11 protein-coding genes and 1 riboswitch are annotated in these 12103 nt (G+C 67.3%); of the genes, 7 read left to right on the forward strand and 4 right to left on the reverse strand.

Annotation, left to right across the window (positions count from 1 at the left end; all coding sequences use genetic code 11):
- Nucleotide 1 precedes the first annotated feature (1 nt).
- Nucleotides 2–109: riboswitch (TPP riboswitch) on the forward strand.
- A 68-nt stretch (nt 110–177) separates the two neighbouring features.
- Genes thiB through KBI52_RS32115 form a run of 3 tightly spaced genes read left to right on the forward strand, consistent with a single transcriptional unit; the run spans nt 178 to nt 3454 of the window.
- Nucleotides 178–1182 carry a thiamine ABC transporter substrate binding subunit gene (gene thiB / locus KBI52_RS32105; protein ID WP_210812833.1) on the forward strand — a complete coding sequence of 335 codons (1005 nt, stop codon included), beginning with the start codon at nt 178–180 and terminating at the stop codon, nt 1180–1182.
- Nucleotides 1183–1191: 9 nt separating this feature from the next.
- Nucleotides 1192–2766: an ABC transporter permease subunit gene (locus KBI52_RS32110; RefSeq protein ID WP_210812834.1), complete on the forward strand. Its 1575-nt coding sequence runs from the start codon at nt 1192–1194 to the stop codon at nt 2764–2766.
- Entirely contained in the window at nt 2753–3454 is a 702-nt protein-coding gene (locus tag KBI52_RS32115) for an ATP-binding cassette domain-containing protein (protein ID WP_210812835.1), read from the forward strand. The genes KBI52_RS32110 and KBI52_RS32115 overlap by 14 nt, the downstream gene beginning before the upstream one ends.
- 132 nt (nt 3455–3586) lie before the next feature.
- Here KBI52_RS32115 and KBI52_RS32120 read toward each other — a convergent pair whose 3' ends face one another.
- From KBI52_RS32120 to KBI52_RS32135, 4 genes are all read right to left on the reverse strand, one after another.
- Entirely contained in the window at nt 3587–4678 is a 1092-nt protein-coding gene (locus KBI52_RS32120) for an ABC transporter ATP-binding protein (protein WP_210812836.1), read from the reverse strand.
- 25 nt (nt 4679–4703) lie between these two features.
- A complete protein-coding gene (locus KBI52_RS32125; protein WP_210812837.1) occupies nt 4704–5561 on the reverse strand; it encodes a carbohydrate ABC transporter permease in 858 nt (285 codons plus the stop codon).
- 7 nt (nt 5562–5568) lie between these two features.
- Complete coding sequence (locus KBI52_RS32130; RefSeq protein ID WP_173949990.1) at nt 5569–6531, reverse strand: carbohydrate ABC transporter permease; 963 nt, start codon at nt 6529–6531, stop codon at nt 5569–5571.
- 72 nt (nt 6532–6603) lie between these two features.
- Entirely contained in the window at nt 6604–7893 is a 1290-nt protein-coding gene (locus KBI52_RS32135) for an ABC transporter substrate-binding protein (RefSeq protein ID WP_173949989.1), read from the reverse strand.
- Nucleotides 7894–8261: 368 nt separating this feature from the next.
- Between KBI52_RS32135 and KBI52_RS32140 the strand changes: the two genes are divergently transcribed.
- From KBI52_RS32140 to nagA, 4 genes are read left to right on the forward strand one after another with little or no spacing between them, the layout of a single operon-like run.
- On the forward strand, nt 8262–9146 hold the full coding sequence (locus tag KBI52_RS32140; protein ID WP_210812838.1) for a BadF/BadG/BcrA/BcrD ATPase family protein: 885 nt from the start codon (nt 8262–8264) through the stop codon (nt 9144–9146).
- A complete protein-coding gene (locus tag KBI52_RS32145) occupies nt 9139–9924 on the forward strand; it encodes a GntR family transcriptional regulator (RefSeq protein WP_173949987.1) in 786 nt (261 codons plus the stop codon). Before KBI52_RS32140 ends, KBI52_RS32145 begins: the two co-directional genes overlap by 8 nt.
- Nucleotides 9917–10963: an SIS domain-containing protein gene (locus tag KBI52_RS32150; RefSeq protein WP_247654773.1), complete on the forward strand. Its 1047-nt coding sequence runs from the start codon at nt 9917–9919 to the stop codon at nt 10961–10963. Before KBI52_RS32145 ends, KBI52_RS32150 begins: the two co-directional genes overlap by 8 nt.
- The gene (gene nagA / locus KBI52_RS32155) at nt 10963–12096 is read left to right on the forward strand and encodes an N-acetylglucosamine-6-phosphate deacetylase (protein WP_210812839.1); all 1134 of its coding nucleotides are present in this window, start codon (nt 10963–10965) and stop codon (nt 12094–12096) included. The genes KBI52_RS32150 and nagA overlap by 1 nt, the downstream gene beginning before the upstream one ends.
- Nucleotides 12097–12103: the final 7 nt, after the last annotated feature.

Here is a 12103-nt window from a genome sequence, read left to right on the forward strand (position 1 = left end):
AAAGCGTCTCACGGGGAGCCTCGAGACGAGGCTGAGAGGTGGCGAGGCCACCGACCCGTCGAACCTGATCCGGGTCATGCCGGCGGAGGGAATGAGCATGCGACATCGCCACACAAGCCATGCCTCGTGCAACCTGCGCCGCCAGTCCGGCCTGCCTCATGCATGGGAGCGCCCCTGATGTTACGCCGACTGCTTCTCACCCTCGTGTCGCTCGGGCTGGCGACAGGCCTCGCCCAGGCCCAGACCAAGCCGACGCTCACCGTCTACACCTACGGCTCGTTTGCCGGAAAATACGGGCCCGGCAAGACCGTCAAGGAGCGCTTCGAGGCGACCTGCGGGTGCGAACTGAACTGGGTCACCGCCGAGGATGCTGGCAGCCTGCTCGGGCGGCTGCGGCTCGAGGGCGAGGACACCAAGGCCGACGCGGTGGTCGGCCTCGACATGAATCTCGTCGCCGAGGCCCGCTCGCTCAACCTCTTCGCGCCGCACGGGGTGGATGAGAAGGATCTGACACTTCCTATCACATGGACTGACAGCACCTTCATCCCGTTCGACTGGGGCTACTACGCCTTCGTCTACGACGCCAGCAAGCTCGCCCACCCGCCCAAGAGCCTGCGGGAGCTCGTCGACGATCCCAATGGTCCGAAAGTGGTCCTGCAGGATCCCCGCACCAGCGCGCCGGGCCTCGGCCTGCTGCTCTGGATGCAGAAGGTCTATGGCGACAAGGCCGGCGAGGCCTGGGGCAGGCTCCAGCCCCGCATCGTGACCTTCACCAAGGGCTGGTCCGAGGCCTATGGCCTGTTCCTGAAGGGCGAGGCCGACATGGTGATGTCCTACACCACCTCGCCGGCCTATCACGTCGTCGCGGAGAAGAAGGACAATTACCGGGCCGCCGCCTTCTCCGAGGGCCACTACCTTCACGTGGAGCTCGCCGGCATGACCCGCACCTCGAAGCAGCCGGACCTTGCCAAGAAATTCATGGCCTTCATCCTCAGCGAGCCATTCCAGTCGGCCATGCCCGAGGGCAACTGGATGATGCCGGCCAAGACCCCGGCCGCCGGCCTGCCCGCCGCCTTCAAGGATCTCGTGCAACCGAGCCGGGCGCTCCTCTTCACGCCCGAGGAGGTGCAGCAGAATCGCCGCGCCTTCACGGATGCCTGGCTCAACGCCACGGCCCGCTGATCGCCGACCATGACCCTGAAGCCGCCCCATCCCGGAAGCCTCGTGGCCATCGCCATCCTGGCTCTCGTGGCGGGCGGCTTCATCGCTCTCGCGACCGTCGGCGGGGGGACGCCGTCGCTCCTCTCCATCGGTCCCTATCTCTGGCGCGTGCTCGCCTTCTCGCTCATCCAGGCGACGCTGTCGGCCGCGCTGTCGCTGGCGCTGGGCATCGGCCTGGCGCTCGCCCTCGCCCGCCGCCGGTTTCCGGGACGCGACGTCGTCCTGGCCATCCTCGGCTCCACGATGGTGATGCCGACCATCGTGGCGGTGTTCGCGGTCTTCGCGGTCTACGGCCGCAGCGGATGGCTCGCCGACGTGCTGGCCGTCCTCGGGTGGGCCGGAGGCTTCAGCATCTTCGGCTATCCCGGCATCCTCATCGCCCATGTGTTCCTGAACGGGCCCTTCGTAGCCCGGATCACCCTCGACGGATTGAATCAGGTGCCGGCCGAGCACTGGCGTCTTGCCGCCGCTCTCGGCTTCACGCCCGTCCAGATCTTCCGCCATCTCGACTGGCCGGTGCTGCGCGGGGAGCTGCCCGGCGTCGCCGGTCTCATCTTCCTGATGTGCTTCAAGAGCTTCGCGATCGTGCTGGCGCTCGGCGGGGGGCCTGGCCGATCCACCCTGGAGGTGGCGATCTTCGAGGCGCTCAAGATCGATCTCGATTTCGGCCGCGTCGCCTGGCTGGCCCTGATCCAGCTCGCCATCTGCCTGTCCATGACGGCCTTGCTCCATTGGGCCTTCACGCGCCCGCCCGTGGGCCACACGATCCGCAGCCTCGTCCATCGCCCCGATGCGAAGAACAGGGGCCTGAAGATCCTCGATGCGATGGTGCTCGTCGTCAGCGCCCTGTTCATCGCGCCGCTCGCCTTCAGCGTGCTGACGGGCTTCCGCAGCCTGCCCGCCGTGATCGACGCGGATCTGCTGCGAGCCTTCGTCACGAGCCTCGCCATCGCCGGTGCGGCGGCCATCCTGGCGTGCGGCCTGGCGCTGGCCCTCGCGTCCGCGGCGCGGCGGCGACGCATCGTGCTCCGCTCCCCGCGCCTCGCGGCACTCTACGATCTCCTGCCCGACGCGCTGCTCGCGGTGCCGCCCTTCGCCCTGACCGCAGGCCTGTTCCTGCTGATCCGGCGCTTCGGCGATCCGTCGACGGCCGGCTTCGTCCTTCTGCCGCTGATCAACGGGCTGGCCGCCGTGCCCTTCGCCTATCGCTATGTGGCACCCCGTCTCCTCACCACGGAGGAGCGCTACGGCCGCGTCGCGGCATCGCTCGGGATCACCGGCTGGTCGAAGCTCGCGATCATGGACTGGCCGGAGCTCAAGCGGCCGCTCGCGGCGGGCTTCGCCCTCGCCATGGCGTTGTCCTTCGGTGATTTCGGCATCGTCGCGCTCTTCGGCGGCACGGAACTGGTCACGCTGCCCTATCTGCTCTACGAGCGCCTGGGGGCCTACCGGATGGACGAGGCATCAAGCGTCGGCCTCGTCATCGTGTTCGTCGCCGTCATCCTCGCTCACGCTTCAGGTCGCCTGTCCGATGCTCGTGATTGACAACTGCCGCCTGACCTGGCCCGATTTCACGGCGGATTACTCCCTGTCCGTGCCGACCGGAAACCTGTGCGCGGTCATCGGCCCGTCGGGCGGCGGCAAGACGACCCTGCTCCACATGATCGCCGGCTTTGAGCGGCCCGAAAGCGGCACATTGACCTTCGACGGACAAAATCTCCTGCCCCTCGACCCGGCCCGGCGGCCGACCGCCATCGTGTTCCAGGACCACAACCTGTTTCCGCACCTGAGCGTCGCGCAGAACGTCGGCCTGGGTCTGCGCCCGTCCCTTCGCCTGAGCGCGGACGAGAAGGCTCTCGTGGGCGAGATGCTGGATGCCGTCGGCCTCGAAGGCTTCGACGACCGCAGGCCGGGCGAGATGTCGGGCGGGCAGCGCCAGCGGGTCGCCCTGGCGCGGGCGCTCGTGTCCGGCCGTCCGCTCATCCTGCTCGACGAGCCGTTCAGCAGCCTCGATCCGGCCTTGCGCCGGGACATGATCCTGCTCGTCGACGCCTTGCGGCGCAGGCGTTCCGTCACGATCCTGATGACCATCCATACGCCCGAGGACGTGGCCGATCTCGCCGACCAGATGGCCTTCGTGGCCGGCGGCCGGGTCGTGGCGTCGGGACCGCCCGCGGAGATCCTCGGCAGCGCGCTCGCGCCCAGGATCGCGGCGGCCGTTTCGAATTCGTGAGAAGCTTATCGCTCTATCCGTCATCACCGGGCTTGTCCCGGTGATCCCGATTGTCTGAAGCGCCGAGCCTCACCGGATCGGGATGGCCGGCCGGTCATCACCCGCCTCTTGCCGGCCATGACGGGGAGTGGGTTACGCCCGGCTCGCCAGGACCGACACGCCGGACGCATCGAAGACGTGGAGCGCCCGGGTCGGTACATGGGCCGTGTAGGAACCGCCGGGCATCGCGTCGGTCTCGCCCGGCGCGCGGACGATCACGTCGTCGCCGCTGGCGAGCCTCATGTAGACGTAGCTCGACTCGCCCAGCTGCTCGACGGCATCGATGGTGCCGCGCAGGGGCGCGGCGTCGGCTCCCCCCTCCTCCATGTGCTCGGGCCGGATGCCGACGGTCACGGAGTCGCCAGGAGCCAGAGCGCCTGTCCTGACCGTCACGACGGCTTCCGTGCCGGCGAACCCGATGGTGGCGCTGTCGCCCTCGCGGCGGAGCACTTGCCCCTTGATGAAATTCATCCGCGGCGAGCCGATGAAGCCCGCCACGAACAGGTTGCGGGGATGGCGATACAGTTCCAGCGGCGCGCCGACCTGCTCGATCCGCCCGTGGTTCATCACCACGATCTTGGACGCGAGCGTCATGGCCTCCACCTGATCGTGGGTGACGTAGATCATGGTCGCGCCGAGATCCCGGTGGAGCTTGGCGATCTCCAGCCGCGTGTTGACGCGCAAGGCCGCATCGAGGTTCGAGAGCGGCTCGTCGAAGAGGAAGACGCTCGGGTTGCGCACGATGGCGCGGCCGATGGCGACGCGCTGGCGCTGGCCGCCCGACAGTTCCCGCGGCTTCCGGTCGAGGAGCGGCGTGAGCTTCAGGATCTCCGCCGCCTGCCGCACCCGGCGGTCCACCTCGGCCTTGTTCGTCTTGGCGAATTTCAGCCCGAAGGCCATGTTCTTGTAGACGTTCATGTGCGGATAGAGCGCGTAGGACTGGAACACCATGGCGATCTTGCGGTCCGCGGGCGGCAGCTCGTTCACCCGCCGGCTGTCGATCCGGATCTCGCCGCCGCTCACGGTCTCCAGCCCGGCGATGATGCGCAAAAGGGTGGACTTGCCGCAGCCGGACGGGCCGACGAAGACGACGAACTCCCCGTCCGCGACCGAGAGATCGATGTCGCGCAGGATCTCCGTCGCTCCGAAGGACTTGGCAACACCGTGCAGGGAAACGTCGGCCATCGCGGTCAATTCCTGAGGTAGGGCGTCACTTCACGGCGCCGGCCGTGAGGCCGCGCACGAGGTAGCGCGAGAAGAGAAGGTAGAGGACGAGAACGGGCGCGATCGCCAGGGTGAGAGACGCGAGAACCGCGTTCCAATCCGTCACGTACTGGCCGATGAACTGCTGCACGCCGAGCGTGATCGTCTGCTTGCCGTCGCCGGGAGCGAGGATCAGCGGGAACCAGAGATCGTTCCAGACCGGCACCATGGTGAACACAGCGACCGTCGCGATGGCCGGGCTGATCAGCGGCAGGATGATGCTGAAGAAGATCCGGTACTCGCTCACCCCGTCGCAGCGGGCGGCATCGCGCAGGTCCTTGGGGATCTGCTGGATGAACTCGCCGAGGATCAGGATGGCGAGCGGCAGCCCCTGCGCCACATAGACCAGGATGAGCGCGGTCAGCGTATTGACCAGGTTCAGCTCCACCATCATGCGCAGGATGCTGACGCTGCCCAGGCGGATCGGCACCATGATGCCGACGGCGAGGTAGAGTGAGATCAGCGTGTTGCCGGGGAACCTGTACTCGGTCAGCGCCCAGGCGGCCATGGCGCCGATGAGGACGATCAGCACCAGCGAGACCAGGGTCACGGTCAGGCTGTTGACAAAGTAGAGGCCGAAATCCGCATTGGCGAAGACCCGGTCGAACCCGATCGTCGTGAAGGTCTGGCCGTTGGGAAGGCCGAGGGGGTCGGCGAAGATCGCCCGCCTGGTCTTGAAGGCGTTGACGAGGATGAGGAGGATCGGCCCGAGCGCCAGGATCGTGTAGAGGATCAGCGCGACATGGACGGCGATGCGGCCAGGTCGGATGGTTGGTCGGATGGTTGGTCGGATGGCTGGTCCCATGGCGTCCTCAGAAGGTATGCCGCTGCAGCCGCCGCTGCACGCCGAAGAGATAGATCAGCACGCCCACCAGGATGATGATCAGCATGGCGGTCGCCACCGCGGCTCCCATGGTCGGGCTGCCGACCTGAAGCTGGAAGCCGAAGAAGGTGCGGTAGAAGAACGTGCCGAGGATGTCGGTCGAGAAGTTCGGACCCGCGAGCGCGCCCTTGATCGCATAGATCAGGTCGAAGGCGTTGAAATTGGCCACGAAGGTCAGGATCGACACGACGCCGAGGGTCGGCAGGATCAGGGGCAGGCGCACGAACCAGAACACGCTGAACGGCCCGGCCCCGTCGACGGTGGCGGCATCGAGCAGATCGTCGGGGATGTTCAGGAGAGCCGCATAGATCAGCATCATGGGGATGCCGACGAACTGCCAGACCGAGATCAGCGAGACCGTCAGCAGGGCGGTCGATTCCTGGCCGAGCCAGGGGCCGAAAAGGCTCCCGAGGCCGACCGCCTTCAGAAGGCTCGGCGCGATGCCCCAGAGCGGATTGAGGATGAGCTGCCAGATGAACCCGATGATGACCACGGACAGCATGGTCGGCAGGAAGATCAGCGTGCGGTAGACGCTGCCGCCGGTGAGCCGCGGCAGGCTGAGCAGCATGGCGAGCCCGAGCCCGATGCCGTTCTGCACCACCATGTGGATCAGGAAGAAGATCAGGTTGTTGCGAAACGCGTTCCAGAACTGGCCCGACCAGTTGGGATCGCTCAGGAGCGTCCGGAAATTCTCGAGGCCGACGAAGCTGCGCGCTCCGGTCTCGTCGCCCGCGTAGAGGCTGAGGCGGATCGTGTCGATCAGCGGGTAGATCGAGAACAGGGTGTAGATCGCAAGCGCCGGCGCCAGGAACACCGCGATATGGACAGGAAAGCGCGAGCGGGCGGGCACCGCTTCGGCCGATTGAACCTGTGATGCCGTAAGATCCGTCATGCTGCTCCAGGCCGAAGGAGAATGGAGGGCGGGCCGCTTTCGATGAGCGGCCCGCCTTGATGCTTTCAGCCCTTACTTCTTGTGCGGCTCGTACCAGCTGGCGAGCCCGTCCTCGGCCTTCTTGGCCGCCTCTTCGGGCTTCATGCTGCCGTTCATCACCTGGGCGCTCACGTTCCAGAGCTCGTTCTCGAGATTGGGCGTGCCGCGGGACAGGATCTGGTAGGAGTTGCGGATCGAGCTGTCGCAGGTTCCGCGCCAGCCGACGAACTTGGCCGCCACCGGATCCTTCACGTCGACCTTCGCTTTCGAGAGCGGGAAGAAGCCCGGCAGCTCGTTGGCGTAGATGTCGGCGAATTCAGGCGAGGCCACCCAGGACAGGAAGGTCTTGGCGGCTTCCATGTTCTTCGACTTGGCGTTGATGCCGATCGCGATGTCCGTATGGTCGCTGATGTAGCACTTGTCGCCGGCCTTCACCACCGGAGGCGCGAAGGCGTCGAACTCGAAATCGGCCTGCTTGCGGAAGATCGGCACGTCCCAGGAGCCGGCCGGATAGATCGCCGCGCGGCCGAGCGTGAACAGGTTCTGCGTGTCCGGATATTTCTGGGACTTGTAGCCGTCGCCCATGTAGGGAGCCCAGCTCGCCAGTTCCTTGAACACGTCCACATAGGCCGGATCGGTGAACTTCTGCTTGCCCTCGATGAGCGCCTTGCGGCCTTCCTCGCCCTTCCAGTAGTTCACGCCGATGTTCTGGAAGCCCATGGTGGCGGCTTCCCACTGGTCGGCCGTGCCCATGGCGATGGGTGTGTACTTGCCGTCGGCCTTGATCTTGTCGAGCACCGCGTGGAACTCGGCCACCGTCTTCGGCGGCGTGAGCTTCAGCTCGTCGAAGATCTCCTTGTTGTAGACGAAGCCGTGGATCACCGAGGCCATCGGCATGCAGAAGGTGGTCTTGCCGTCGTCCGTCGACCAGGCGCTCTTGGCCACGTCGGAGAAGTTCTCGATGCCCTTCACGTCGTTGACGGAAACCAGGCTGCCTTTCTTGAACAGGTCGAGGGAGGCGTCGAACGGGCGGCAGGTGATGAGGTCGCCGGCCGTGCCGCCGGCGAGGCGCGCGTTGAGAGCGGCGTTGTACTCGGTCGGCGGATCGGCCTTGAACTGGACCTTGATATCGGGATGCTTCTTGTTGAAGGCCGGAATGATCTTGGTGTTCCAGACATCCGCATCGTCGTTGCGCCAGCTCTCGATGGTGAGCGTCTGGGCCGACGCGGCATTGGCGAAAGCAAGAGCCGCCGCGGCCACCGAGGCGGTCGCGAGCAACTGTCCTGCACGGCGCAGGAACGCTTTCGATTGAGGTGTCGTCATCGTGTTCATCCTCCGTGACCGCAAGGAGCCTTCAGGAACGCCCCTGCTCTTATGTCCCACTGATTGTCCCGTGCCGTTCTTGTTTGCATTCTGCGCATTCCGGCAGGCCAGCGACACTGTTCCACCGGAAGGCTCATGGGACAAGTGACCTCATATTGGTATCGGCAAAATTCAAAGACAACTCCTCTTTGGCGCCGCCGGCCACAATTTGCCGGCTCCTCTTTTTGAAATCTTTGCGCTCTGTCGCGAAGAGGCCGTCGCAGGCTGTGGACAAAGGGCGTGAGTATTGCGGACCGCGCCTCTTCCCGAACTGGACATTAAGTGGCATGGTGCCTGTCCGTAAGATCGCTCCATGAGACCCGTTTCGCATGTCAGACCTCCTGTTCCTTGGCATTGACGGCGGCGGCACCAAGTGCCGGGCTCGGCTGCGCGATGCGCGGGGAACGCTGCTGGGCGAAGGAACAGGAGGACCGTCCAACATCCGTCTCGATCCCGACGTGGTCTGGACGTCGATTCTCACCGCCTGCCGCGAGGCCCTCGCCCAGGCGGGGCTCTCCGACGGGGATCTCGCGCGGATCCACGCCGGGATGGGCGCCGCCGGCGCCGGGCAGACCAGCGCGGTCGAACGCCTCCTGGCGCGCCCTCACCCCTTCGCGTCCTTCGAAATCGAGACCGATGCCCACACCGCTTGGCTCGGAGCCTTCAACGGAGGCGACGGCGCCATCCTGATCGTCGGCACCGGCTCCTGCGGCTATGGCGGCACCAGCGGTCAATGCCACTACGTGGGCGGCTGGGGCTACGAGATCTCGGACGAAGGCAGCGGGGCCGCCATCGGGCGCGAACTCCTGCGCCGCTGCATCTGGGCCCATGACGGCCGGACCGCCTCGACGCCGCTCTCGGACGCGGTTCTCGCCGAGTTCGACAACGATCTCGAAATCCTGGTCGACTGGGTCGGCAAGGCCCGTCCGGCCGATTACGGCCGCTATGCCCCCCTCGTCCTGCGGCATGCCGAGAAGCGCGATCCGCTCGGCATCGCGATCATCGAGGGGGCGGCCGCCGGCCTGAGCGCGATCGGCACGCGCCTGCTCGACCTCGGCGCCCCGGCCATCTGCCTGTTCGGGGGCCTGGCGGAACCGCTTCGTCCCTGGCTGTCGCCGCCGGTCCAGCGCACCATCGCGGCGCCCATGGCCGACGCGCTCGACGGCGCCATTCTCCTGGCCCGCATGGCTCGCCGGAGAGACGGCCATGAGTGAACCGACCGGCGATCCGCTCGCCTTCGTCCCACTGGACGATGGCAATCCCACGCCGCTCTATCTCCAGCTCCAGCAATCCATCGAGGACGCCGTGCGCAAGGGCGCGCTCAAGGCCGATGCGGCCCTGCCCGGGGAGCGCGATCTCGCCAAGCAGCTCGGCATCTCGCGCGTCACGGTGCGCAAGGCCATCACCGGACTGGTGCAGAAGGGCGTGCTCGTCCAGCGCTGGGGCTCGGGCACCTTCATCGCGCCGCAGATGCGCCTCGAACAGCCCCTCTCCCGCCTGTCGAGCTTCACCGACGACATGTCGGCTCGCGGCCTGACATCCTCGGCCGTGATGCTGAGCCGTTCGACCGGGCCCGCCTCCACCGACGAGTTGATGGCGCTCGGTCTCTCGCCGGGCGACCTGGTGAGCCGCGTCAACCGCCTGCGCCTCGCCAACGGCATCCCCATGGCGATCGAGAATGCGGTCCTGCCGTCGAGGGTCCTGCCCGATCCGTCCCTCGTCAAGCAATCGCTCTATGCGGTGCTGCACGAGCAGGGCTTCATGCCGGCCCGCGCCCTGCAAAGGCTGCACGCGGTGCTCCTGAACGAGGAACAGGCCTCCCTGCTCAGCGTTCCGCCTCAGAGCCCGGCGCTCTACATCGAACGACGCTCCTTCACCGCCTCGGGCGAGGTGGTCGAGTTCACCTCGTCCTATTACCGGGGCGACGCCTATGATTTCGTGGCCGAGCTGACCATCAGCCAGCCCGAACGGATGCACCATGATGATGCCTGACACGAATGCCAACGTCCTGACGGCCATGCTGCGCGAGGCGCAGGAAGCCCCGCAGGTGGTCGCACGCCTGCTCGAGAGCAACGCCCCCCTGTGCCGCGACCTCGGCGAGCGCCTGCGCGCCGCGCCGCCGCCTTTCGCCGTCACCTGCGCGCGCGGCAGCTCGGACAACGCGGCGACCTTCGTCAAATACCTGCTCGAGATCCATTCGGGCCTCGTGACCGCGTCGGTCGGCCCGTCGGTGACCTCCGTGTACGAGGCGCGCCCGCGCATGCGCGACGCCCTGTTCCTCGCCGTGTCGCAATCGGGCCGCAGCCCCGACATCCTCAACCTCGCCCGGGCCGGTCGGGACGACGGGGCGCTGACGGTGGCGCTCGTGAACGACACGACTTCGCCGCTCGCCTCAACCTGCGAGATCGTGCTGCCGCTCCATGCGGGGCCCGAGAAGAGCGTGGCCGCCACGAAATCCTTCATCGCGGCGCTCGCGGCGGGCCTGCAGCTCGTGGCGCACTGGTCGCAGGACCGGGCGCTTCTGGAGGCTCTCGACACCTTGCCGGACGTGCTCGCCCGGGCGTCCGCGACCGACTGGTCGGCGGCCTTGCCTGAACTGTCCGACGCCAACAACCTGTTCGTCGTCGGGCGCGGCGTCGGCTTTGCGGTCGCCCAGGAGGCGGCCCTCAAGCTCAAGGAGACGTCCGGCGTCCACGCGGAGGCGATGAGCGCCGCCGAGCTGATGCACGGTCCCTGGACGCTCGCGGGCGATCACTTCCCGATCCTGGTGCTGAGCCAGCAGGACGAGACCTTGAGCGGCGTGAACGACCTGGTGACGAAGCTGAACGAGCAGGGCGTCCCGGTGATCGTCGCCGGCGCCGCCGAAGGCCCCGCCACCGTGGCGCTGCCGGGGGTCGAGGACGCGCATCCCTATCTCGCCCCCATCGCGCTCATCCAGAGCTTCTATCCGCTTGTGAACGCCATTGCCCTTGCGCGCGGCCGCAATCCCGACAACCCGCCGCGCCTGCGCAAGGTGACGGAGACCGTCTGATGTCCATCGCTCTCGTGGGAGCGCGCGTCTTCGACGGCGCGCACATGCTCGACGGCCGCGCCGTCGTGGTCGGGAACGGCCGCGTCCTCGGCGTTCCGCTTGAGCGGGATCTCGGCACCGGCATCGAGCGCCGCCGGATCGAGGGCCTGCTCGCCCCAGGCTTCATCGACGTTCAGGTCAATGGCGGCGGCGGCGTGCTCTACAACGACGTGCGCAGCGTGGACGGCATCCGGACGATCGCCGAGGCGCACCGGGCCTACGGCACCACCGGCCTCCTGCCGACCTTCATCACGGATACGCGCGAGACAATGGCCGAGGCCGTGGAGGCGATGCGCGCCGCTCTGGCCGCCCGCGTCCCGGGCGTTCTCGGCATCCACCTCGAGGGCCCGTTCATCAGCCCCGAGCGCAAGGGCGTGCACGATCCCGCCTTCATGCGCCCGATGGAGGACGAGGACATCGCGATCATGACCTCGCTCACCGAGGGCCGCACCCTCGTGACGCTGGCGCCCGAGCGCAACAGCCTGGAGGCGATCGCGCGGCTGTCGGAAGCGGGCGTGCTCGTCTGCGCGGGTCATACGGCGAGCGACTATGCCACGGTCATGGAGGCCGTCCGCCACGGCCTGCGCGGCTTCACCCATCTCTACAACGCGATGCCGCCGCTGGCCGGACGCGATCCGGGCCCGGTGGGCGCCGCCCTCGACAGCCCGGACACCTGGTGCGGGCTCATCGTCGACGGACACCACGTGAGCGACGCGGCCCTGCGGGTCGCCATCGCGGCCAAGGGCAAGGAGCACATGATGCTCGTGACCGACGCCATGGCGGTGACCGGCACGGACCTGACCGGCTTCGAGCTGCACGGCCGCACGATCTACCGCCGGGACGGCCGGCTCACCACGGCGGACGGGACGCTCGCCGGGTCCGATCTCGACATGGCGGGCGCCGTCCGCAACAGCGTGGAGCGCCTAGGCCTTGCCCTGCCGGACGTGCTGCGGATGGCCTCGCTGATCCCGGCCCGGTTCCTGCGTCTCGATCATGAAATGGGCCGCATCGCCCCGGGCTATCGCGCCGACCTGGTTCTCCTCGACGAGAGTCTGGAGGTACGCGAGACCTGGATCGGCGGCAACGGCAACTGAACGGAGT

Source organism: Microvirga sp. HBU67558, from assembly GCF_018069605.1.
Lineage (GTDB): Bacteria > Pseudomonadota > Alphaproteobacteria > Rhizobiales > Beijerinckiaceae > Microvirga > Microvirga terrae.